Consider the following 22893-nt stretch of genomic DNA (forward strand, 5'->3'; position numbering starts at 1 on the left):
AACCTATGAACTGGTGGCAAAAACTGAAAAAGAACCCCCTAGCTCGGTTTGGCGCGATCGTGCTATTGATTTTCTACATTGCCGTGATTGCGGCTGATTTTGTAGCCCCTTATGACCCTTATGTCTCCCAACCGAATGGTTCCCTGTTGCCACCAACCCAAGTCTATTGGCGCACTCCTGAGGGCAGGTTTATGGGTCCACACGTCTATCCAACCACCCAAGGACCAACGGATTTAGAGACAGGGGAACGAGAACTAATGGTGGATTGGCAAAATCCATCCCCCATCGGCTTATTTGTTCAAGGTTCGGCTTACCAGTTTCTCCAACTTCGTTTCCCCTTACCCCCCAACTTTGAAGAGGTGGAGATCTTTGGCGGAATTCCGATGAATTTTCACTTATTCGGCACCATTGGTGAAGGTAAACTGAATCTATTAGGTACTGATGAGCAAGGTCGCGATCAATTTAGTCGTTTGGTGCATGGAGGGCGGATTAGTCTCAGTATCGGTTTAGTGGGAATTGCGATCTCTTTTCCTCTGGGTTTAATCATTGGTGGAATTTCTGGTTATTTCGGGGGGTGGCTCGATGGCATTCTTATGCGCCTAGTTGAAGTTATGATGACGATTCCCACCCTATACCTACTCGTGGCGCTGGCTTCCGTGTTACCACCAGGACTAACCAGCGCCCAACGATTTTTATTAATTGTTTTGATTACGTCGTTTATTGGCTGGGCTGGATTGGCAAGGGTGATTCGCGGACAGGTTTTGTCGATTAAAGAACGAGAATTTGTCCAAGCATCCCAAGCGATGGGGGCTAAGCCGCTATACATTATTGTGCGTCATGTTCTGCCCCAAACGGCGACTTATGTGATTATCTCGGCGACTCTGGCTGTACCTAGTTTTATTGTGGCGGAGTCGGTGCTAAGTTTAATCGGTCTGGGAATTCAGCAACCTGACCCTTCTTGGGGAAATTTGCTGTCCTTGGCAACCAATGCTTCGATTTTGGTGCTACAACCCTGGTTAATTTGGCCCCCCGCCGTACTGATTATTTTGACGGTTTTAGCTTTTAACTTGCTGGGGGATGGTTTACGGGATGCCCTTGATCCTCGGAGTTTGCATCGCTAGGGGGAGGGGTTTCCTTAGCTTGCGTTTGTGCCGAGGTTCGCCGTGGGGCAGTTTTTTGGGCAAAGTCTTTGCCTTCCGTGAGTAGATAGTCGAGAAATGTGCGAGCGACAACGGAGAGTTGTTTGCCGTTTGGGTAAACGGCATACCAGTATCGTTCAATCGGGAATTCTTCGACATCTAAAATCGTCAGTTCATTGCAGATGCCTTCTAATGCTAAGGTGTGACGGGATAAAACCGAAATACCCAACCCTCCCGCGATCGCTTGTTTAATCGCTTCGTTGCTGCCCAAGTCAAGCTGCACTTTTAGGGTAATATCACGGGCATCGAAGAGTTCTTGCACCGCCTTGCGCGTTCCTGACCCCGGTTCTCTCATAATAAAGGGTTCATCCCCCAAGCGCTCCAGTGGAATATTGGTTTCATTGGCTAAGGGATGATCCGCAGGCGCAATCACGACCAGGGGATTTTCCATGATGGCTTCGTAGGTAATATCCAGATAGTCCGGTAGTTGACTCATGACATACAAGTCATCAGCATTGTCATTTAGACGACCAATGATGTGTTCGTGATTGGTCACCTGTAGCGACACATCGATTCCTGGATAACGCCGACAAAATGGACCGAGTAACCGGGGAATAAAATATTTGGCTGTTGTGATCACAGCAACCCGCAAACGTCCCTGCTTCAACCCTTGCAGGTCAGCGACTGTCATCTCAAATTTTTCTAAATTCTCAAATATGGCACGGCAGGTCTTGACGAGTTCCTCTCCGGCTTGGGTAAGATAGAGACGTTTGCCTACTTGGTCAAATAAGGAAACACCAACTGCTCGGGTAAGCTGTTTGACCTGCATTGACACGGTGGGTTGGGTGAGAAATAGTTCTTCGGCAGCACGAGTAAAGCTATTATGTCGAGCAACGGCTTCAAATACTTTGAGCTGATGCAGCGTGGCTTGCTTCAACGATAACTCCTCCTTAGGCGAATAATGCATAGATTATAGTCTATGATTTCTATTAAAACAATGTATTTTACCTATGGTAACTCTGGGTTAAGATTTCAGATAACGCCAAACAAGTGACAGTCTTCCTTCCATCTCGCGTTGCCCCCTAAGCCAGTTGTATGTTCAGGAATAAGCGGTTTGGTTTTAGCCTGTACCCTACAGGAAGCTTAATCCTGTCATCGTTGGCATTGGGTGCAACGCTTTTTTTATCGGTCAAACATCACAAGTCAAGTTCTTTAGTCGGCGCGGGCAATTTATTTAAATCAGGGAGTTCGACTAATTCCTTCTGTGTTTCTTTGACCTCGACAGGCAATCTTAGCGGTTCGGGCGTCTGTTCCTCTTCAATGAAGTAACTTGCCAAGGGTAGGGCTTGTTCGAGATCCTCTAGGGGTCGAGTAATCACGGTAACAGCAACCAGTTCCCCAATACGTTGTGCTTCTGCCATCCCCACTTGCAGCGCCATGGCGACTTCCGCCACCCGACCCCGGATAATAACAGTACATAAGCCCGCGCCAATGGTTTCGTATCCCGTCAGTTCTACATTTGCTGATTTGAGCATAGCATCCGCTGCACCAACGATCGCGGGAAAGCCTCGGGTTTCTAGAAGTCCCAGAGCTTGGGAACTATGGCGCGATCGCGTCGGCTGTTGCGCCTCTTCCAACAAATGAGAGCCAAGGGGTAAGACAACCTCTAAATTCGGAAATGGTCGAGGAATCACCAGAGAGGACAGTAAACGACCTTCTCGTTTAGCATGTTCAACTCCAGCTTGCACCGCAATCCGCACTTCTGCTGTAGCGCCGCGCACAATTGCTGTACAATGACCACTGCCAATTTTCTCAAATCCCACCAACGTCACTCCAGACGCCTTGAGCATCGCATCAGCCGTACTCACAATCACAGGGAAACTGAGCGTAGACACCAAACCCAAAGAGGAGTTACGAAAGCGATTACGTTGAGTAGAGGGGGCGTGGGGGACAATCCCAGGGTTGTATGACTCCATAGCTCGGCTCTCCATTTCGTTGTTGGCTGTTAAGTGTTGCCTCTCATCCAGTCTAAGAAACCCAACACCTCAACCCTAACAACTTATCGGTATGACCCATCTGTGCGCTGATCTTACACTACAAAGACGTGCAAATTATTGATGGTAGGGAAATAGAGTTTTGAGAATCCGGTCTACACTCCCTTGTCCATAGACTGACTTTTCCTCCTGGGAGTTGGCAGATTCAGGTTTCTCCTCCGTCGTGGACTCACTAGAAGCTATCTGTGAATCAACGGGTGGGTTGACCTCCTGCTGTTTAGGAGGAGATGGAGGAGATGGGATCACCGCTTCTGGAGGATTGGGGCTAACCGGAGGAGTCGCACTTAAGGATACATCAGCAACTTGACGCCCTGAATCGCCAATGACAGACGCTGCGGGAACAACTTGTAATCGCTCAATCGAAGCATTCCAAATCGTAGTCAATGGACCGACACAGGCATTTGCCCCAATTTTACCCTGACCCACGACCAACACACCAGCACCCAGACTGGCTCCGGTTTCTACCTCTAAGGTTCCTTGGTAAGCGTGAATAACTGAACCAGCCCCAATACAAACACCCGCCCCGATAATAATTTTACTCTCAGGATTAGCCCGTAAAATTACTCCCGATGAGATCACAGCACTCGGATCAATAGTTACATCACCTTGAACATAGACATGAGAATGACTGCTCAATGGTAGTGGCAGGGGCAAATGCATTTTATATTTATAGACATTATAAACGTGAAGATAATCAGGTCAATAGAATCAGAAGTTTCTCGATTGTGAAACAGGCAATTTCGGATTATCTCTCCTGCCAAAGAAAGGGATTGAGGATTAAAGATTGTCAATTTATAATTGAACAATTCTGGAGAAAGAATCCCTAGGAGATCTTACCCTATCTCAAATCCCCAATCGAAAATAACCCTTTCTCTGCAAGCGGACTTCTAACAGTTCTTGAGGTAATGGTTGCTCAATCTGGCTTTTGAATCAGGGTTTCCAAAACACGCCGCTTGGCTTTTGGATCAATGCCAATCAGACGTACATATTCTCCACTATGTTCAGCCATACAGCCTTCTAACCCCTCAATCACCTCAGAAACCTGATTGGATTCGATAGGAGAACAGCTTTGCCAGGAACTGGTGCGGAAGCGACGCTTGTCAGCGTGTTCGGTACCAATTTTGTAGCCCTGAGCTAACAAACCCCGGACTTGATCAATCGCCTCTCGGCTCAAAGAGGTGTCTCCTAGTGATACAGAATCCGGTTTGGCGGGTGCGGATACCGGAGTGCTGGTGCTGGCGCGGCGACCATTGGAGGTGGAGGAGACTGATGTCCCTGTTGTCAAGGCTTTACTATCAGGTCGTTGAATAATTTCTTGCATCACCCGTCGTTTCGCATTGGGGTCAATCCCAATCAAGCGCACGTACTCACCCTCATGTTCGGCTAAGCACTCGGTAATCGCCGCCATCACCTCCGATTCCCGATTGGATTGAATCGACATCGCGCTCTTCCAGGAACTGGTGCGGAAGCGCCGCTCATCGGCATATTCTAAGCCAATCCCATAACCTTGAGCGACCAGTCCCGCCACCGTTTGCTGAAGATCAGACTCTAATTGAGGTTGTGAACTGGAAACTTGACGGTTGTTGCTCGCCGCAGGTTGACTATAACGATAACTCGAAGACGCTTTAGAGGGGGTGGACTTGGATGCTTGATCACCGGGTCTTTGGATAATTTCTTCCATCACCCGCCGTTTGACTTTCGGGTCAATCCCAATCAGGCGCACGTACTCACCCGCGTGTTCGGCTAAGCAATCGCTCAGAGCATCGAGTACCTCTGATTCTCGATCTGAGTGAATCGCGATCGCACTTTTCCAGGAACTCGTCCGAAAGCGCCGCTCATCTGCATATTCGGCACTAATCCGATATCCTTGAGCTAACAGTTGACGAATTTGTTTTTGAAGGTCTGAACTTATGGCTGTATAGGAAGGCATGGAACTATAAGAATAATTTGAAGAACGACGAGAAGATTGATTTCCATTTTCGGTATCCGACTCAGACGGCTGAACCCTCTCATTGCGGATTGGCGCAATACAAGCTTCATCCTCTGCACACTGATACCCTGATCGCAATGCCTCATTACATGCGATAAGATGGTGAGCAAACGTGAGATCCTCCTGTTGGACATCGGGCAGTCGATCCGCTTGCTGCTGGTTATTAATCACTGCTCCAGAAGGTACATATTTCCCCGGCGGAATTTCCACATCTTGCACCAAGGCATGCATCATAACGATACAGCCATGACCGATGCGAGCATTAAACACGGTGGAGCGAAAGCCGATAAAGCAATCATCTCCAATGAAAGCTGGACCATGAATTAGGCATAGATGAGTGATTGAGGTATTCTTCCCAATCCAGACCGAGTAGGATTTTTGGTCATCTCCCATCACTCGCCCATCTTCTAAGCCATGAATCACCACTCCATCTTGAATATTCGAGCCAGCGGCAATGTAAAATGGTCCACCTTCGTCTGCTCGAATGGAAGTCCCCGGAGAAATCAGGACATTTTCGGCAATTTTGACATCTCCGATAATGTTAGAAAAGGAGTGGACGTAGGCACTTTCGTGAATTTGGGGTTCCGCCAAACTTTTTGACCAAGGGGTCGGGGGTGCCGCGTAGCTACGAACTACCATGATAATATTTTCCTGCCTTTGACAACGTATATCAACGTTTTGTTTTCTGGGATTGAACCAAGAGCATTTCATCCAAATTGCTCATCCAAATCCCTTGGATGTCTGCCCAAATGGGAAGATAAAGATCGTAGAATACTTATTGGGTTTCCCCGCCAAATCAGGGTTTGAGTCCTCTGTTTGGCGGTTAGTAATCTTAGACCGACAAGTGAGTCAGACTCATAGCTTGCTCGTAATTGGTGTTAACGATTTCGGATTACCTTCTCACCCCACACTATCGATATTGATCTTTCTTACTGTAGAGAATGTGATTATCTACACTAACCGTGTCGATAATCCCCACTACCATAGCATCAATAGGACGCTTATCACTTTCACCCACCTGACGTGCTGCGCTGCCACAACTCACCAAAACCCACTCATCCGTACCCGCACCGACAATATCTGCTGCCACTTCGTAGTTGGGTAGAGGTTTACCCTCCTCGTCTATAAACTGTACTAAGAGAAATTTTACACCTCTTAGGCTAGGTTCTTTACAAGAGCTAACCACTGTACCCCGCACTCTGGCAATTTGCATTTATCCTCCACTACTGGGATTTTGGATAGTTGGATTTTGGCAGATTGAGTCTCCGCCCTCAAGGGAGATACTCTTGCGGCTCCCCCAATTCCCAATCAGCCTTTCCCATTCTTTATACTTAAGGATAATTAAGGACGGTTAAGCGGACGGATAGCATTGGTGCTTTCCCGGAACTGTTCCACGTCTTCAGTGTACCGAATCGGCAGCACGTACTCTAGGTTTTCATGGGGACGGGCGATAATGTGAGTGGATAGAACCTGACCCCCATTGACGCGCTTGACGTTATCTACACCAGCGGCGACGGAGGCTTGGACTTCCGACACATCGCCCCGAACGATAACCGTTACCCGACCACTACCAATTTTTTCATACCCGACTAAGGTGACGCGGGCGGCTTTTACCATGGCGTCAGCGGCTTCGACGACAGCCGGAAAGCCAAGGGTTTCTACCATTCCAACGGCGATTGACATAAACGTTTCTCCAAAATCTAGGGGTTTCTCTGTTTTGACACCTAGCCAGCGCCAGGATTTAGCCCAATCTAAGCGTAGAGGTATCGCTAATAGGCTCGGAATTGTTCCACGGCTTCGCTATATCGAATCGGTAGGACATATTCCAAATTTTCGTGGGGACGGGCAATGATGTGGGTTGATACGACTTCACCCCCATTTACCCGATTAGCCGCTTCTACGCCAGCGGAGACGGAGGCTTGGACTTCTGAGACATCGCCCCGAACAATCACCGTGACCCGCGCACTGCCAATTTTTTCATACCCGACTAAGGTGACACGGGCGGCTTTCACCATGGCATCAGCGGCTTCGACGACAGCCGGAAAGCCTTTTGTCTCAATCATTCCTACAGCAATTGGCACGTTGATTTTCTCCTTGCAACTACGTTGACGATGAGTCAGCCCATCCCGGTTGGGCAAAAATTTGGACGGGAATGCCGAATTCTAGCCATAAATTACTAGCCAAAATCAAGCATAGAGAAGCTTGGTACAATTGACAATATAAATTATTATGATAATTCTTAATCAAAGTGTTTAATAAAACTTAACGTTGGCGTGATAATAATCGAGAGGTTAGGCAAAATTCTCAGCTTTTGCCAAAAGTTGGCTTTGTTTTATAATTTTTTGATAATCTTTCTATAAGTTGAATGATTTATTTCCAGGCGTCGTGGCGATCACCTCATCTCAAGCTGGGGCAACGGGTAGAACAGAAGCACTGAAGCATGGAGAGAAGGTCAAGGGTCTATAGTATAAGCTCAGTTTATCACTTTGATTAAGCTGACTTTTAAATAGAGGGACTAAAACAGCGATCGCGACAAGAGAATCCCTCTGTTAATAAGCAAAATTCTGTATCTATATGATCAACCAACGAGGTACGCAAGCGGGATGACAGAGTTTCTGAATCAGACAATTTGGTTAGTACCATTTTACGGGTTAATTGGCGCAATTTTAACCCTACCTTGGGCAACAGGTGTGATTCGTCGCACAGGTCCCCGTCCGGCTGCATATTTTAACATATTAATGACGATTGTTACCTGTATTCACGGCGGAGTGATTTTTCGGTCTGCCGTAAATCAGCCGATGGTGAACGAGTTTGTGTTCGACTGGCTACAAGTCGGCGGCGTCAATTTCTCCTTCGCCCTAGAAGTTTCTCCTGTGAGTACAGGCGCCGTAGAGGTGGTTACCAGCCTCAGCCTGTTGGCGCAACTGTATGCCCTAGGCTACATGGAAAAAGACTGGGCATTAGCTCGCTTTTTTGCCTTAATGGGATTCTTTGAAGGGGCGATGAGTGGGATTGCGTTGAGTAATTCCTTACTTTTAAGCTACGCCCTGTTGGAAACGCTCACCCTCTCCACCTATTTACTCGTCGGCTTTTGGTATGCTCAACCCTTAGTGGTTACCGCTGCACGAGATGCCTTTCTCACTAAACGGGTGGGAGACATGTTGCTGTTAATGGGGGTGGTGACACTGGGAAGCCTCGCCGGTAGCTTAGACTTTAATAACCTATATGATTGGGCAGGAACCGCCACCCTCTCCCCCTTCTTCGCCACGTTACTGGGGCTCGCCTTAATCGCTGGACCCCTGGGGAAATGCGCTCAATTTCCCCTGCATTTGTGGTTAGATGAAGCAATGGAAGGACCAAACCCCGCCTCCGTCTTGCGGAATTCGTTGGTTGTCTGCTGTGGGGCTTATGTGTTGATTAAACTGCTGCCGATTTTAGCCCTATCCCCAGTCACCTTATCCGTGTTAGTGGGAATTGGCACAGTGACGGCAATTGGTGCATCCTTAGTCGCTATTGCCCAAGTTGATATTAAGCGATCGCTCTCCCATACCACCAGTGCCTATTTAGGATTGGTGTTTATCGCCGTTGGAACCGGACGCGCCGATATTGCAGCGGCGTTACTCCTCGCCCACGCCTTTGCCAAAGCCTTATTATTTATGAGTACCGGTTCGATTATTCTCACCACCAGTAACCAAAATCTCACCGAGATGGGCGGCTTGTGGTCACGAATGCCCGCGACAACCACTGCCTTTGTTGTCGGAACGGCGGGGATGATTGGGCTATTGCCCCTAGGGGGGTATTGGGCATTAAGTAAAGGTATTAACTCCCTGTTGACTGATTCACCCGGATTAGTCGCAACTTTTATCGTGGTGAATGGCATTACCGCTTTAGGACTAACCCGCGTCTTTCGCTTGGTATTTTTAGGCACTCCCCAGCCAAAAACTCGCCGCACTCCTGAAGTCGCGTGGCCCATGGCGTTTCCGATGGTGGGGTTAACTCTGATTACTCTGATTATGCCTTTGTTGCTGCAACAATTAAACTTGTTACCCCCTGATAAGTATGAGTACCTGGTTAAGGTACCGCAACTATTATTATTGGGTTCCAGCGTAGTTGGTTGTGCGATCGGGGGTTTAATTGATCTGCCCAGAACTGGACTAAGATCTATTAGCTTACCCGTGAGATTTTTGCAAGACCTTTTAGCTTACGATTTTTATGTCGATAGACTTTACAACTTGACAGTCGTGTTTGCCGTTGACCTGTTTTCTAAACTGACCGACTGGATTGACCGTCATATTGTCGATGGTGCGGTGAATTTAGTTGGTCTGGCTACTGTCGTTGGCGGTCAATCATTAAGGTATAGTGTTTCAGGTAAATCCCAGTTTTACCTGTTAACGATTCTCGTCGGCGTCAGCGTATTAGCAGTGTTAATGTGTTGGCCCCTCAGTCAGTGGCCCTGGGAACGGTGGTTGTTTCTGAATGGGCAATAAAAATTTTGTTGTCGGTTGTAGGGGTGGGTTTAACTATTTATGACTTAACCCAAGTGTGGCTAAACCCGCTCTGATTGATTCGTTGGTATCAAAGGTTATATTTTTTTAACGCAGAGGTACGCAGAGGTTAACGCAGAGGTACGCAGAGGATCATGACTAATGAAAATGATTTGGTTTGCTTCTCAAGGGAAGCGGGTATGACGTAGCTTGCTTCTCAAGGGAGCGAGTATGAGAAATGACATAAACAAATGAGAAATTATGCTAAGTATCTTAATTTTAGTGCCGCTATTAACAGCCCTATTTATAGGATTTTTACCCACTAGACTGATGGCAAAAGGGGCGCGTCAAGTTACACTCATTGTTGCCAGTGGTCTGTTTGTTTGGTCGCTGGTGCTACTCGCGCAGTTTGATCCCAGTCAGATGAATCTTCAGTTTCAAGAGAATTGGTCTTGGATTGAGTCGATTGGGTTAACCTACAGTTTAGGTATTGATGGGTTGTCAATGCCTTTGCTGGTTTTGAATGGTTTACTCACCGCGATGGCGGTTTACTGTACCGATGAGGATTTAGAACGCCCTCGCTTTTATTACACGCTAATTCTGTTATTAAATGCTGGGGTGGCGGGGGCATTTTTGGCACAAGATTTGTTGCTGTTTTTCCTGTTTTATGAATTGGAATTAATTCCTTTATATTTGTTAATTGCAATATGGGGCGGAAAACGGCGCGGCTATGCAGCAACTAAGTTTCTCTTATATACAGCAGCGTCTGGGGCGCTGGTTTTGGCTGTCTTTTTAGGGGTGGTCTTTTTGAGCGGGGCGAATAACTTTGCATACGGTAATGTCCAAGACTTGGCATCATTATTGCCCGTGGGTCGTCAATTGGTATTATTGGGAGGAATTCTCATCGCCTTTGGAATTAAAATTCCCTTAGTACCCTTTCATACTTGGTTACCCGATGCCCACGTTGAAGCATCTACGCCGATTTCTATGCTTTTGGCGGGGGTTTTGCTGAAGTTAGGTACTTATGGATTATTGCGCTTTGGTTTAGGATTATTTCCAGAAGCTTGGATAGTAGTCGCCCCCTGGTTAGCAACGTGGGCGGTTGTCAGTGTGCTTTATGGGGCGTTTAATGCGATCGCGCAACGGGATATGAAGAAGATGGTGGCGTTTAGTTCAGTCGCTCACATGGGTTATATTCTACTGGCAGCCGCCGCAGCGACATCAATTTCGCTGGTGGCGGCGGTTATGCAAATGGTGAGTCATGGGTTAATCTCGGCGTTATTGTTTTTCCTGGTGGGGGTGGTTTATCAGAAGACGGGTTCGCGGGATTTAGATGTTCTCAATGGACTATTGAATCGGGAACGGGGATTACCATTGATTGGTAGCTTCATGGTATTAGCGGTGATGGCGAGTGCGGGAATTCCGGGAATGGTAGGATTTATTTCAGAATTTCTGGTATTTCGGGGTAGTTTTCCAGCGTTTCCTGTGCAAACCCTTCTGTGTATGATTGGGACAGTCTTAACAGCAGTGTATTTCTTAATTTTGCTGGATCGCACCTTTTTTGGTCGTCTCTCGGCGCAGGTGATTGATTTACCCCGTGTTTATTGGAGTGAACGGATACCGGCGATTGTCTTAGCGGTGTTGATTGTGATTTTTGGCATTCAACCGGGATGGTTAGTGCGGTTGAGTGAAACAGCCACAGCGACGATGGTGACACATTCACCAACAATGGCTTTAGGGGTTGAGGTGAGTCAGTAAGATAAAGTTAAACGTTATTGGGTAGGGGCGGGTTGGTTTGGAGATCCCCCCTAGCCCCCCCTTCAAAAGGGGGGAAAAATAGTTCCTATCAAAAGCGGGGGAATATATCCCATTCTCAAGAGGGGGTTGAGGGAATCATGTTTCCTTGATAAATAGCCTCTAAAATAAATAAAACAGTTTATTAACAATAAGTTATATGGTTATTAGTCAAAAGAAACCTAAAAATCATCCCCTAGAACCTTACATTAAACGCCTGAATTCAGGTCAAGCATTGCTAGTAGATTCACCGGAGAATGTGCTAGAGGTTGTGGGTATTTTACATAGTTATGGTATTGTCCTAGATGCCTATTCACGCAATCTAATTTATATTTCTGAGAATCAGTTTTTAGTCTTTTTTCCATTTTTTAAATATTTCAACGGTGACGTTTCTTTCCAGAAGCTGTTGCAGCACTGGTGGCATAATAGGATTAATTTTGAATATGCGGAATACTGTATGAAAGCCATGTTTTGGCATGGGGGTGGTGGATTAGATGCTTATTTAGATACGCCAGAATTTGAGCAACACTGTGCCGCTGCGATTCAGGCAAAGTTTCAGCGGAATCCTTTTGTGCAGGGGATAAATGAATTATTTCCCGATTTTCTCACCGAACAAGTGCGCCAGATGGCATATTACAGTGGCTTGGGGCAATTCTGGCGGGTGATGAGTGATATGTTTATGGAGTTATCTAATCGCTATGACAATGGGGAAATTAAGACAATTCCGCAAGTTGTTGAACATATTTTAAATGGGTTAGTAGCGGCGGCGAATAAACCGATTACTTATAGCGTGAAAATTCGCGATCGCGAGTATGAGATAATTCCTAAATCCGCTGGGTTAACGTTTCTGATGGATACGGCGGTACCCTATGTGGAGGCGATTTTCTTCCGGGGAACACCGTTTTTGGGGACAGTTTCCTATAACGCCCAAGCTAATCAGATTCCGCCAGAGCAAGGTAAGTTTACCTATGGGGCATTATATGCTGATCCGTTACCGATTGGGGGGGCGGGGATTCCACCGACATTATTGATGCAAGATATGCGTCATTACTTACCCGACTATCTGCATCAAGTGTATCAGCGATCGCGTCGGGGAGAGGATGACTTGCGGGTGCAGATTTGCCAAACGTTTCAGAAGTCGATGTTTTGTGTAACAACGGCGGCAATTTTGGGATTAGCGCCTCATCCCTTGGATACGACGCAACCGGAACAACAGGCGGAAAATCGGGCATATTTGGAGAATTGGATGGATCGATTTGTGACATCGCGGATCAATGATGTTAATCAGTAGGGGTTTGGTTACCAAACCCCTACTACTAAACCTCTAAACAACCTGATTCAGCCAACTAGGATAGGCACAAGACTGGTGATTTTGTAAGGATAATCCCTGATAAGTTTGACCTATTTCGCTAACACCCTGCTCAAATTCCTCCAAATTCATAGTGTCAACTTCAACAAGTGCCTCAAATGCAATTGTCCACCAATTCTCATTGTTAACTGTAAGCTGGGTTAATTCATAGGTAATCTCTTGGTAAAAACGTTGCGATCGCGCTTTCTTCACCTGCACCCATGATCCTTGCATCAAGCCGCCTTTGGGCATTAGACTCTCAGAGGTTGAGTCTTGACAACTCCACTTAATCCATTGCTCAATACTTCCTTCCCCGAAGCCACCAAATTGCCGCATACCCAATTCTGCTTTACGCCACTTAACCTCTAAACTGCCTTGCCGAAATTTAATATTCAGATAAGGACAATCGGGGATATAAAGACAGATATCCTCCCTTGTTTCTGGCAATCCTAATGTCTCACCTGGACAATCTGTGGCAAACCAATCGTTTACCTTTGTGGGGAGAATACCGCGATTGAACCATCGCAATTCTAACGTGATGAAGTCATTTGTCATTTTTTAGGGAACAGGGAATTAAAATTCAGCTCTAATCCTGCTGGTGGGCGAATTTATAAGCCCCGATAAAGGATAGTGCGATCGCGAAGGCTAATAACACTGGGATAGAGTACCAGGGAAACTCTTCTTAATATTACTTCATGATTCCGGGCATCTGGCTTATGGTGTGGGGGAGATTGGGATAAGTGGGTGGACACTGAGTCAAACCCCAGAACCTTTGTGATGCAGAATCGCTTATCCTTAGAATCAGAATAATTCAATGTCCTCCAACCGAAACCGATGAGTCTAGTCATACCGAATGACATCCTCCAAGCCACCAAGATGACTGAGGATGAACTGAAGCTAGAGATTGCCATCATGCTGTACAAACAAGAAAAAATCAGCAGTGGCAAAGTCCGCGCCTGGACTGGACTGAGCGTAATTGAGTTCCAACACGAATTAGGGAAACGAGGACTTTGTATCAACTATGATGTAGAAGATTTTCAGTCAGATATTCAAACCTTGCAGTCAATGGGCTTACTATGATTGTTGTCAGTGATACCTCACCCATCACCAATCTGGCAGCAATTGGTCAGCTCGATTTATTGCGGCAACTCTATAAAACCATCATTATTCCGCAAGCTGTCTATGATGAAATGGTGGCAGTGAATAAAATTGTTCCTGGTGCAGTCGAAGTACAGTCTCTATCTTGGATTCAGACTAAAGCAGTTGCTGATGTTCAAAGGGTGACAGACATTCAAACTAGCCAGAACAATATTGATTTGGGTGAAGCCGAAGCAATCATTTTGGCACTGGAATTGAAAGCTAACCTACTCCTGATGGATGAGCGGCGTGGCAGAGCGTTAGCAACCAATTATGGACTCAATGTAACTGGGCTGTTAGGCGTTCTACTACAAGCTAAACAGAATGGTTTCATTCCCACGGTTAAGCCTCTGATAGATCGGTTGATGGGGGAGTTAGATTTTCGGGTAAGTAGTCAGTTGTATGCAACAATTCTACAAGCGGCTGGTGAGTAGCTAACTTGGCTCAGAATGACACGTTAGAACACAAGACACAATTAAAGTTAACGGTTGAGATTAGGGAACAGGCAACAGTAAGAGTTTGAGGGCTGTTTACATAAATTAATGAGCGTGCCGTTTTCTTTTGTCCGACTACTTAGGGAACACAGAACAGGGAATTAAAATTCAGATCTAATCCTGCTGGTGGGCGAATTTGTAAGCGCCAACAAACGATAGTGCGATCGCGAAGGATAATAACACTGGGATAGAATACCAGGGAAACTGGGATAGGGGTAAATAGGCAGCCGCCCGTAATCCGGTACTGGCATAGCTGAGGGGTAACAAGTAGACGATAACTTTTAATGCCAAGGGTAATGTTCTCGGATCAAAAAAAGTTGCGCCCAAAAATGACATCGGTACAATCAAAAAATTGTTATAAAGTCCTACGGATTCCAAGGACTTTACATTCAATCCCACAATTACCCCTAAACCGGAAAATACGGCACAATTTAGCAGCAACACCAGCAAAAATAAGGGATTGATAAAGCTGAAAACTTTACCTGTAAATAGAACCGCTACCACAATCACCGAACCGGATGTCATCAACCCGCGCACGATTCCAGCCAAAATTTTACCCAAATACAGCGACAAGGGGTGTACAGGCATAAGTAGCGTTTCAGCAAACGTCTTGGTGTAAAGCCGTTCACCGCATATCGAAAAGGTTGTCCCACTGAAGCTAATCGTCATCGACGATAAAGCAATCATTCCCGGTAGGATAAACTCCAAATAGCTGTCACCCGCCGCCGATTCCATGGCTGAATTGAGGGTGCTACCCAATCCCAACCCAAATGCGATAATGTAAATTAGTGGGGAGATGAGTCCAGCCGCTGCGACTTGCCCAATTCTTACACGTAGCTTTAGCCACTCGCCCCAGAATACGGTGAGGCTATCAGCTAAGATGGTTTGCCACTGACTGCCTTTGAGAGTTTTGCCGAAGGAGAAGACGGGATTAGACTTCACAATATCGATATCGCTAACAGCTTTTCTTAATATTACTTCATAATTCCGGGCATCTGGCTTATGGTGTGGGGGAGATGGGGATAAAGCCCTGAAGTCCGAAGGGTTGACGGCGTTGGCTCGCCTGGAGAGCGGTCAGTTGGTTTTTGTTTACTCATAGGGTGTAAATTGCCCCATTTTCAGCTAACCAGTGCTTGCGCTTATCAAAATCGGGTAAGATTCGAGCTACTCTATCCCAGAAGGCACGGTTATGGTGTGGTTCGATGAGATGCACCAGTTCGTGAACGACGATGTATTCAATCATTGAGCGGGGAAGCATAGCCACCCGCCAGTGAAAATAGAGTCCGCCTTGAGGGGAACAGGAACCCCAGCGATAGACGAGTTCGCGCACTTGGAGGGAACGGGGGGATGCGCCGATGCGGTTGACTAGGGGGTTAATGGTGGCTTCGAGGTGGGGGGGTAGGTGAGTGCGATACCACTGGATGAAGTGTTCTTGACCCCGATGTTGTTGCGATAGCGAAGCGCTGCGGCGTTCGCCCTTGGCGTCTCCCCTTGGGAGAAGCGCAGATCGCAAAAGTTCAAAGCGGCTTTGGTAGAGTTGGAGGGGGGTTTTGGCATTATCAACGAGTCTGAGGCGATAGCTGCGACCAAGATAGTAAAATCCTTCTCCGGGGAGGTAGGTTTTTGTGCCAGTAGGTGCTTTGTAGGATTCTTTTTTGATGAGTTTACTGTAAATCCAGAAGCGACGCTGTTCGACAATGCGCTCTAGTTCGTCCTGGGGGACGTGGGGCGGTGTTACCAATACCAGGCTACCGTCTCGCTCGATGGCAATTTCTACCGTGCGGCGACGGGGACTTTCGCGTAATTCAAAGGAGAGTTCTTTAAATGTCAGGATGGTCATGCCCCTGATTTTATCGGAAATTTGGCGATTGACTCATTATTTTTTCTGTCTGGTAGGTTAGCAATTTTGAGGCGGGTATCAATCACGGCAATGAAAAATCTTCAACGGCACAACACCTAACCGACAACTTTCCAAACCTCCTCTCAAGCGTGTCGTTCGGCTAACTGAGTGATATCGTCAGCAAGTCTGTCTACTTCCTCATCCGCAAACAGCAGCTTATCCTCCAGTTTGAGCCAAATTCGCTTCCGCAGTTCCTCCCTCAGCGCTAAATCGTTCCAGAAGCCGACGATTTGGGTTTGTTGGTTGATAAACTCCACCAGTTCTGTGGCTAAGGTTTGGATTTGAGTTTTTATCTCCTCTGAGGGGGAGTCGAGGGTATCAATTAAGGTGTTGTAAAAGGGGCGGATTTTGGCGCTGGGTTGGTTATCGCTGGTTTCAGTTTCATCGGCGCGGACGTTTTGAGCGAGTCGGATAAATTCGGCGGCAATTATCTCCCAGTTTTCCCCGTGTTGTTGTAGGATATTATCTAACTTTTCACTCAGTTGGTGGTAGTAAACTGGGTCATCGTTGAAATGGGTACGGATGTGGTAACGGATGGCGTGTTCCATCTCGGCGGCGCGGGTTTGGGGAGAATGGCGCTGTTGGACTCGTTGCTCGAAGTCGAGGGAAAGGATATCAATTGGTGGTACCTTTAAATCAATTCCTTGGGCTTGAATATGTTGGTCGATCAGGGTGCGGACTTTTTCTTTGGCATCTTCGGGGCGTTCGTCGCGGAAAATATCATCAACCAGTTTTTTCAATCGTCCCAGTTGTTTGGCATCCTTAAGGTAACGCAGGGCTTGGGGACGGGGGAGAAAGGTATCCATTTCTTGCAGAAAGTCCCGCAAAAGATGGTAAAATTCAGCTCGAAGGCGTTCGTCGTAGAGTAGGTTAATACAGTCTTCTTCTTCGCCGTAAATATCTTTATTATGGTTGCGCCAGAAGTTGATCACGCGCTGATGGGCTTCGTCGAGTTTGGGTAATTCCTCTTGGATATCAAACCAGGCTCCCTCTACGTCTTCAGTATCGTAAACTTGCATGGCTTCAGCAATATCGATACCGTAGTAATCGACAATGAGACCGTAATTTTTACCTTCTGCGGTGCGGTTGGTACGGGCGATCGCTTGTAATAAGTCGTGTTCTTTTAAGCTGCGATCCACATAGAGGACTTGCTCTAAGGGTGCGTCAAATCCCACCAGTAATTTATTATTAACGATGAGGAACGCCATCCCGTCCTCTGCTAGGGGCTTACTGAAATTTTCTATATATGTAGTCTGGTTGGTTTCATCTGTCCACGGCTTCCAGGTTGAGGGGTCATTTTTGCTATCGGCGGAAATAATAGCCGCAAATTCTAGGCGTTGGATAGCGCTGAGGTGGGGATAGGCGGCGACTTGAAAGCGGAGGGTTTCGTCTAAGGTTTCTAGATCGGCATCGGCTAAACTTTGCAGAATGAGCGCTTTTTCTTGGAGTTCTTTCACTAGTTCGGCTTTCGCTTCACTGAGGTATTGCTGGTAGAGAACACAGGATTCGCGATCGCTCGCTGCTACTTGTGCCTTAAACTGGTGGGGCATAATCCGAGTAATATAGTGCCGCAGTATATGGCGGGCTTTGGATTGCATCAGTTCTTTGGCTTTGAGAACTTCTTTACTGGTGGCGTATTTGGCTTTAATTTGGTTGCGTTCTTCGGGGGTATAGTCTCGGAAGATGACCTCAAAAAGTTGGTCGAGGGTGTCAGCACCCCCTACTGCGCCCATTGCTTCTAAGCCTTCGTAGAAGATGGGGACGGTAACGCCGTCTTTTTGGGACTCGCGGATGGAGTAGGTATCGATATAGGAACCGAATATTTCGGTAGTGCGCTTCTTTTTTTTCGAGATAATCGGCGTGCCAGTAAAGCCAATTTTAGCGGCTTTCGGTAAGGCTGCACACAGATAAGTGTGGAGTGCTTTGCTGTGAGAACGATGTGCTTCGTCGATTAAAAGTAGGATTTTATCGGAGCGATTGAGGGCATATTCTTCTTCTATATAAGCTGGATTTTTCTCAAATTGCTCAAGCAGTTTTTTATCTTCAATAGAACCACCAATCTCATTAAACTTTTGCACCATCCCGAAGATTATACCGGGTTTAGTGGCGCGTAGTTTTTTGGCTAAATCATTGATACTCTGGGCAATTTGTAGAGTTTGCCCGGAGAGGGTAGCGGTTTCGGAAAGCTGTTGTTGTAAGTCCGTGCGATCGGTGATAATCACAACTTTAAAGGATTGCAGTTGGGGAATGGTGCGAATCTTGCGGAGGATGAACACCATATCTAAATTTTTACCAGAGCCTTGGTAATGCCAGATAATCCCGCCGCGAGGGTTAGGGGTATCCGGGGAAGCAGTGGGTTGTCCCTGTTGCAGGCGATGAATGGCTTTGTAGACGGCGCGAAATTGCTGGTAGCGGGGGACGATTTTCAGGCGGCGGTTGTGTTTGGTGGTAAATAGGGTGTAATGGCGCAGGATATCGAGGAGGTTTTCCGGGTGCAGCATCCCGGCGATAAGCTGCTGGCGGCGGTTAAGTCCAGCTTTGGTTTTACTATCTTCCTGTATTTGTTCCAGGTTGCGATCGCCTTCGGGGTTCGTTAATTGTAGAATACCCAAGGATGTGGCAATGGTTTCAGGGTCAAAAGGGCTAGTATCTCGCCATTCGAGGTAATGCTTGGGCTGACTGCCGACTGTACCGACTTTTGCCCGTCCTGGAGTGCAGGATATCATCAGTTGGTTGTAGTGGAATAGCGTCTCGATACCTTCGGGGATGTCACTATTACGCTGGTTGGAGTAGAAAAGGAGGTCGTTAATTCCCTGGTTTAGCTTATCGCTTCCGGCATCTTTGCATTCAATCACGACTAGGGGGATACCGTTGACGAATAGCACTAAGTCGGGACGCAGGGAACCTTTAGCACCGTTTACGCCGGGAGGATTGACGCGAAATTGGCTGATAATTAGGAAGTTGTTACGGTGGGGATGGTCGAAGTCAATCAGGTTAATTTTGACTCGTTTATTGTTGAGTCCGTCTACATAAACGCCGTTGAGGAGTCGGTTGGTGGCGGTTTCGTTTTTCTCAATTAGTTTACCGGGATCGAGGCGTTGGAGTTGTGCGATCGCTTGGTTAATTCGTCGTTCGTCTAGCCAGGGTTGATTATTGGGATTGAGGTTAATATCGCGGAGTTTTTGGCGCAGTCGGTTGAGGAGGAGTACCTCGTGGTAATTGTCCCGTTCTTCGGGTTGTTCTGCCCAAGGATTGGCGTTGATATGGTTCCAGCCTATGCTAGTAAGTTGGCGGATGGTTGGCTGTTCACAATAGTTGTATTCAGGGCTTAATTTTGCCATTTTAGTTCTCCTGGGTTGGGTCAGTTTTTACGCGAACTTTTCCGGTTAAGAGGTCTGTCATTAAACCTTTTTTTAGGAGTTTTAGTTTTTCCTGTTGAAGTTCCTTCGTTTGAATAAGCTTTTCATAAGTCTCAATCTGACTAATAATCCTGTTTTGCTCCTCAACTGAGGGTTTTGGAATAGGAAGAGAAGCAATATCCTCACTGGAAACGCCTGACACAGCTACTTGTCGAATTAGAGGTAATCTCAGGCGTTCCCCAATTTCACTGTTAAGAAAATAATTAGCAAAAGTAGGAACTAATTCATCTTTGGACAATCTGACGCGAATGATTGATGATTCAAATGTTGTTGCTTCATTAAGCTGAGGCACCAAAGAACAGCGACCAGCTCCTTCTAAGTTAAGAGATCGCCGAGCAAAAACTAAATCTCCTTGACACAAGCTAAATCGCTCTAATTCATCAGAGCTAACTTCAACACGAGCTGCATCTGAAGCATCTATTTCCAAGCCTCTAAACATTTGAGGCATATGAATCATTAAATTACCCTGTCCATAGTATTCAGCAGGTTTATAAAGTCCATTACGAGCAGGAACAGCATAAAAATTACAGAGCTTCCCAAATTCCCAATCTTTCGGAATTCTGCCCAGAGGTGAATCCTGGAACTGCTCAGGGTGGCGGGTAGGGTCTCTCAGTTCGCCATGCTCGTCAATGCCGCGTGTGAGGAGGTCGTGGAGGAGTCCGGCTTTTGTTTTCTTGAGTTTGGTGATGTGGGTGTCGGTGACGGCGATTAATTGGTCTATTGTGTCGAGGATTTGGGCAATTTTTTGTTGTTCTGGAGGAGGGGGGACAAAAATCTTTACCTTATAAGCATCATTGCGATTTAGTCCTGGAACACCTGTAGATGTGTCTAATTTATGCAGTGGTAGATACGTCAAATACCAATAAATCCATCGCAAATCATCCTCTGTTTTTTGTTGGACGTAGTAAGTCGTATCAATTGGATAAAATGCTTCGTTAGTCCAAAATACAGACCCAATACTTCCCTTCCGTCCTACAACAATACCAGGAGCCTCAACTAAGTAGTTTCTATGCTTACCGACAATCCCACTAGAACCATAGACAGGAAAACCTTCTCCGGTTCTCTCTGATTCCAACAGTCCCGCTCCATATTCTAAGTCGATGAGGTTAGCCAGTATTTTTTCTTGCCATTCATCAATTGATATTGACATACCCCAACCCCGGCAAAACCTCCTCCCCCGACAACACCACAGGCATCCCCACCACCTGTACAGGCGCATCGCCATGCGCCCCTACCCCTTGGCGATAAATTTCCACCTGCTGATCCTGGGGATTAATCAGCAGAGTAAAAGTCCCCCTTAAAAATTTAGGGGGATCTCAACTCATCAATCCGCCGACAAACCCCCTCAAAATAACTCATCACCTCAAAATTAGCAAACCTGATTACCCTCAATCCATAACCCTCCAAAACATCAGTTCTCTCCTGATCATAAACCTGCCCTTCTGGAGTAAAGTGGCTATCTCCATCAACCTCAATTACTAACCTCAGTGCAGCACAATAAAAGTCAACAATAAATTGATCAATGGGTCGTTGTCGCAGCACTCTAAAAGGAAAATTTCTAAGATAACCTTGCCACAACTTCTTTTCTGCGGGGGTAGGATTGTGTCGTAATTCCTTTGCTCTCGCTACAAGTTGAGGATTGTAAGGCAAGTAGAAGTCGGAAGTATTGAGTTTTTTATATCTTGGCATCGGGATATCCTTCCTACTATCCTTAAAAATTCCCCTAAATCACACATACCCCAACCCCCGCAACAACTTACCCAAATCCTGACTCAACCCCTCCTCTTCCTGCTCAATTTCCCCCAACGTCACCCGATACTTATCCCACCAATTCTCAACCGCCGCAATCACTAACTGCCGATGTTCCGTGACATACCGCTCCAACTGCGCCAATAAATCCACCCGAAATAACTCCAACACCAACTGCTGCGCTTCCTCCAAACTCAGCGCCTCACTCGCCTCCTGCAATCGTTCCACCAATTGCGCCTTTAATTCCCGCAGCCGCTTGCGAACCTCCCTCAACGCCTCTAAAATCTGGTAATAAGGCTTAAGCTGCTCCTCAATTTCACTAATTTCCCCCTCCACAGGCTCAACCTGCGATCGCAACTCTGCCAACTCCTCCTCTAACTCAGTCGTATCCCGCCCCTGTTTCGCCTCATATTTAATTGAACCTTTCTTTCGATTACTCCCCTGCAACACCTTAATCCGCTTCTGAGCATCCTTAATCGAATGCTTCAAATCCTTCAACTGCCCCTCTAACTCCTTGACAAAATTCACCGTTTCCCCATCTTCCGCTTCCCCCTCATCGCCCTGCTCAAAAGCCTCTTTTTCCTGCTCCAACCTGGCAATCTCCGCCTCGGTTTCTTCCAACTCTTGCAGGTATTCCGGCACCAATTTCTTAACAATTTTGTGACTCAAGGGGTCAAACTTCTGTGCCGACTTCCTATCCTCATCCTCAATTTCATCCCGAATCGACTCCACCCAGGAGTCAATCAACCCCTTAAACCCCCGGCTTTCCAATCGCTTCAAATCCGCCGATTCCTCATAAGCTTCCTCCCACCAACTAACAATCACCCCCATCGTCTTAAACCGATCCAACAACCCAATCGGGCGCACCGCCTGTTCAAATGTCTGCAATAACTGCGATCGCAACTTCATCAACTGCTTAGTATTAGGCAGTTCAATCAAATCCAATTCCTGCTGTTGCCACCATGCCAACGTCACCAGGCGCAGCTTTTCCTCCTGCTGTACTACCCCCGGATTCGTTTCAATTTGCGGCTTAATCTGACTCCGTTCTGTTAGCGTCGGCACAAACTCAAAATACACAACCACCTCTATCCTGCCCTCCGTTGCAACAGCGCCATCGGGTCAAACCCGTGGGCAGCAAATAACTCTCGCTTGGCTTCAATTTCCGACTCCGGTATCCCTCCCATCAGATGCGCCCGGACATCCTGGGGTTCTGGTGGTGGGGTATTATCGGCATAACGGCGGATATTACGTCATAAGCGATGGTGAAAGCCCTCGTGATTTATCCGAGGGATGAAACCGAGCAATGTGTTTAGTTTAGCAACTTTAGTTGCTTTTCTTTCTAATCTTAGGTATAATAATAATATGAGAAACAGAGTTTGTAGGTG

21 protein-coding genes and 1 pseudogene are annotated in these 22893 nt (G+C 46.8%); 6 read left to right on the top strand and 16 right to left on the bottom strand.

The window, feature by feature from the left end; all coding sequences use genetic code 11:
• Window positions 1–5 precede the first annotated feature (5 nt).
• Window positions 6–1121: an ABC transporter permease gene (locus tag RLO19_RS16495; RefSeq protein ID WP_446358079.1), complete on the top strand. Its 1116-nt coding sequence runs from the start codon at window positions 6–8 to the stop codon at window positions 1119–1121.
• Here RLO19_RS16495 and RLO19_RS16500 read toward each other — a convergent pair.
• The 7 genes from RLO19_RS16500 to RLO19_RS16530 form a co-directional block, all read right to left on the bottom strand.
• Window positions 1063–2076 (bottom strand): LysR substrate-binding domain-containing protein, encoded by a 1014-nt coding sequence (locus RLO19_RS16500; protein WP_446358118.1) that lies wholly within the window; start codon window positions 2074–2076, stop codon window positions 1063–1065. The genes RLO19_RS16495 and RLO19_RS16500 overlap by 59 nt on opposite strands.
• A gap of 259 nt (window positions 2077–2335) precedes the next feature.
• Window positions 2336–3115 carry a BMC domain-containing protein gene (locus RLO19_RS16505; protein ID WP_446339165.1) on the bottom strand — a complete coding sequence of 260 codons (780 nt, stop codon included), beginning with the start codon at window positions 3113–3115 and terminating at the stop codon, window positions 2336–2338.
• Window positions 3116–3250: 135 nt separating this feature from the next.
• The gene (locus RLO19_RS16510) at window positions 3251–3853 is read right to left on the bottom strand and encodes a hypothetical protein (protein WP_446358080.1); all 603 of its coding nucleotides are present in this window, start codon (window positions 3851–3853) and stop codon (window positions 3251–3253) included.
• Between the two features lie 253 nt (window positions 3854–4106).
• Entirely contained in the window at window positions 4107–5822 is a 1716-nt protein-coding gene (locus tag RLO19_RS16515; protein WP_446358082.1) for a ribulose bisphosphate carboxylase small subunit, read from the bottom strand.
• A 271-nt stretch (window positions 5823–6093) separates the two neighbouring features.
• The gene (locus RLO19_RS16520; protein ID WP_446339168.1) at window positions 6094–6396 is read right to left on the bottom strand and encodes a EutN/CcmL family microcompartment protein; all 303 of its coding nucleotides are present in this window, start codon (window positions 6394–6396) and stop codon (window positions 6094–6096) included.
• Window positions 6397–6524: 128 nt separating this feature from the next.
• The gene (locus RLO19_RS16525) at window positions 6525–6866 is read right to left on the bottom strand and encodes a carbon dioxide-concentrating mechanism protein CcmK (protein ID WP_006105258.1); all 342 of its coding nucleotides are present in this window, start codon (window positions 6864–6866) and stop codon (window positions 6525–6527) included.
• Between the two features lie 86 nt (window positions 6867–6952).
• A complete protein-coding gene (locus RLO19_RS16530) occupies window positions 6953–7264 on the bottom strand; it encodes a carbon dioxide-concentrating mechanism protein CcmK (protein WP_446358084.1) in 312 nt (103 codons plus the stop codon).
• A gap of 522 nt (window positions 7265–7786) precedes the next feature.
• On the opposite strand from RLO19_RS16530, the gene RLO19_RS16535 reads away from it, so the two are divergent.
• The 3 genes from RLO19_RS16535 to RLO19_RS16545 all read left to right on the top strand — a co-directional run bounded on the left by RLO19_RS16535 (window position 7787) and on the right by RLO19_RS16545 (window position 12752).
• Window positions 7787–9670, top strand: a complete 1884-nt coding sequence (locus RLO19_RS16535) for an NAD(P)H-quinone oxidoreductase subunit F (RefSeq protein WP_446358086.1) — start codon at window positions 7787–7789, stop codon at window positions 9668–9670.
• Window positions 9671–9928: 258 nt separating this feature from the next.
• Window positions 9929–11425, top strand: coding sequence for an NADH-quinone oxidoreductase subunit M (locus tag RLO19_RS16540; RefSeq protein ID WP_446358088.1), 1497 nt, complete (start codon window positions 9929–9931; stop codon window positions 11423–11425).
• Window positions 11426–11621: 196 nt separating this feature from the next.
• The gene (locus RLO19_RS16545) at window positions 11622–12752 is read left to right on the top strand and encodes a CO2 hydration protein (RefSeq protein ID WP_446358090.1); all 1131 of its coding nucleotides are present in this window, start codon (window positions 11622–11624) and stop codon (window positions 12750–12752) included.
• A gap of 33 nt (window positions 12753–12785) precedes the next feature.
• Here the strand turns inward: RLO19_RS16545 and RLO19_RS16550 are convergent, their stop codons facing one another.
• Window positions 12786–13364, bottom strand: coding sequence for a hypothetical protein (locus tag RLO19_RS16550; RefSeq protein WP_446358092.1), 579 nt, complete (start codon window positions 13362–13364; stop codon window positions 12786–12788).
• A 31-nt stretch (window positions 13365–13395) separates the two neighbouring features.
• Window positions 13396–13488: pseudogene (locus tag RLO19_RS16555) on the bottom strand (ABC transporter permease); the annotation flags it as partial.
• 155 nt (window positions 13489–13643) lie between these two features.
• On the opposite strand from RLO19_RS16555, the gene RLO19_RS16560 reads away from it, so the two are divergent.
• Together RLO19_RS16560 and RLO19_RS16565 are read left to right on the top strand one after the other, a co-directional pair.
• On the top strand, window positions 13644–13889 hold the full coding sequence (locus RLO19_RS16560) for a UPF0175 family protein (protein ID WP_446358094.1): 246 nt from the start codon (window positions 13644–13646) through the stop codon (window positions 13887–13889).
• A complete protein-coding gene (locus RLO19_RS16565; protein WP_446358096.1) occupies window positions 13886–14380 on the top strand; it encodes a DUF3368 domain-containing protein in 495 nt (164 codons plus the stop codon). The genes RLO19_RS16560 and RLO19_RS16565 overlap by 4 nt, the downstream gene beginning before the upstream one ends.
• A 174-nt stretch (window positions 14381–14554) precedes the next feature.
• Here RLO19_RS16565 and RLO19_RS16570 read toward each other — a convergent pair whose 3' ends face one another.
• From RLO19_RS16570 to RLO19_RS16600, 7 genes are all read right to left on the bottom strand, one after another.
• On the bottom strand, window positions 14555–15382 hold the full coding sequence (locus tag RLO19_RS16570) for an ABC transporter permease (RefSeq protein ID WP_446358098.1): 828 nt from the start codon (window positions 15380–15382) through the stop codon (window positions 14555–14557).
• Window positions 15383–15533: 151 nt separating this feature from the next.
• A complete protein-coding gene (locus RLO19_RS16575) occupies window positions 15534–16280 on the bottom strand; it encodes a M48 family metallopeptidase (protein WP_446358100.1) in 747 nt (248 codons plus the stop codon).
• Window positions 16281–16423: 143 nt separating this feature from the next.
• Window positions 16424–19681 carry a type I restriction endonuclease subunit R gene (locus RLO19_RS16580; RefSeq protein ID WP_446358101.1) on the bottom strand — a complete coding sequence of 1086 codons (3258 nt, stop codon included), beginning with the start codon at window positions 19679–19681 and terminating at the stop codon, window positions 16424–16426.
• Between the two features lies 1 nt (window position 19682).
• The gene (locus tag RLO19_RS16585; protein WP_446358103.1) at window positions 19683–20909 is read right to left on the bottom strand and encodes a restriction endonuclease subunit S; all 1227 of its coding nucleotides are present in this window, start codon (window positions 20907–20909) and stop codon (window positions 19683–19685) included.
• Window positions 20893–21015 (bottom strand): hypothetical protein, encoded by a 123-nt coding sequence (locus tag RLO19_RS16590; protein ID WP_446358105.1) that lies wholly within the window; start codon window positions 21013–21015, stop codon window positions 20893–20895. Before RLO19_RS16590 ends, RLO19_RS16585 begins: the two co-directional genes overlap by 17 nt.
• A 49-nt stretch (window positions 21016–21064) precedes the next feature.
• Entirely contained in the window at window positions 21065–21448 is a 384-nt protein-coding gene (locus tag RLO19_RS16595) for an endonuclease domain-containing protein (RefSeq protein WP_446358107.1), read from the bottom strand.
• Between the two features lie 39 nt (window positions 21449–21487).
• Window positions 21488–22591 carry a hypothetical protein gene (locus RLO19_RS16600; RefSeq protein ID WP_446358109.1) on the bottom strand — a complete coding sequence of 368 codons (1104 nt, stop codon included), beginning with the start codon at window positions 22589–22591 and terminating at the stop codon, window positions 21488–21490.
• Between the last annotated feature and the right edge of the window lie 302 nt (window positions 22592–22893).

It is taken from the genome of Coleofasciculus sp. G2-EDA-02 (genome assembly GCF_040226375.1).
Lineage (GTDB): Bacteria > Cyanobacteriota > Cyanobacteriia > Cyanobacteriales > Coleofasciculaceae > Coleofasciculus.

What these genes read in the sequence shown, in the direction of transcription:
- RLO19_RS16510 (WP_446358080.1), bottom strand. Translation starts at nt 3,853, where the DNA reads ATGCATTTGCCCCTGCCACTACCATTGAGCAGTCATTCTCATGTCTAT.
- RLO19_RS16495 (WP_446358079.1), top strand. Translation starts at nt 6, where the DNA reads ATGAACTGGTGGCAAAAACTGAAAAAGAACCCCCTAGCTCGGTTTGGC.
- RLO19_RS16585 (WP_446358103.1), bottom strand. Translation starts at nt 20,909, where the DNA reads ATGTCAATATCAATTGATGAATGGCAAGAAAAAATACTGGCTAACCTC.
- RLO19_RS16580 (WP_446358101.1), bottom strand. Translation starts at nt 19,681, where the DNA reads ATGGCAAAATTAAGCCCTGAATACAACTATTGTGAACAGCCAACCATC.
- RLO19_RS16540 (WP_446358088.1), top strand. Translation starts at nt 9,929, where the DNA reads ATGCTAAGTATCTTAATTTTAGTGCCGCTATTAACAGCCCTATTTATA.
- RLO19_RS16560 (WP_446358094.1), top strand. Translation starts at nt 13,644, where the DNA reads ATGAGTCTAGTCATACCGAATGACATCCTCCAAGCCACCAAGATGACT.
- RLO19_RS16595 (WP_446358107.1), bottom strand. Translation starts at nt 21,448, where the DNA reads ATGCCAAGATATAAAAAACTCAATACTTCCGACTTCTACTTGCCTTAC.
- RLO19_RS16505 (WP_446339165.1), bottom strand. Translation starts at nt 3,115, where the DNA reads ATGGAGTCATACAACCCTGGGATTGTCCCCCACGCCCCCTCTACTCAA.
- RLO19_RS16565 (WP_446358096.1), top strand. Translation starts at nt 13,886, where the DNA reads ATGATTGTTGTCAGTGATACCTCACCCATCACCAATCTGGCAGCAATT.
- RLO19_RS16550 (WP_446358092.1), bottom strand. Translation starts at nt 13,364, where the DNA reads ATGACAAATGACTTCATCACGTTAGAATTGCGATGGTTCAATCGCGGT.
- RLO19_RS16545 (WP_446358090.1), top strand. Translation starts at nt 11,622, where the DNA reads ATGGTTATTAGTCAAAAGAAACCTAAAAATCATCCCCTAGAACCTTAC.
- RLO19_RS16525 (WP_006105258.1), bottom strand. Translation starts at nt 6,866, where the DNA reads ATGTCAATCGCCGTTGGAATGGTAGAAACCCTTGGCTTTCCGGCTGTC.
- RLO19_RS16575 (WP_446358100.1), bottom strand. Translation starts at nt 16,280, where the DNA reads ATGACCATCCTGACATTTAAAGAACTCTCCTTTGAATTACGCGAAAGT.
- RLO19_RS16520 (WP_446339168.1), bottom strand. Translation starts at nt 6,396, where the DNA reads ATGCAAATTGCCAGAGTGCGGGGTACAGTGGTTAGCTCTTGTAAAGAA.
- RLO19_RS16535 (WP_446358086.1), top strand. Translation starts at nt 7,787, where the DNA reads ATGACAGAGTTTCTGAATCAGACAATTTGGTTAGTACCATTTTACGGG.
- RLO19_RS16515 (WP_446358082.1), bottom strand. Translation starts at nt 5,822, where the DNA reads ATGGTAGTTCGTAGCTACGCGGCACCCCCGACCCCTTGGTCAAAAAGT.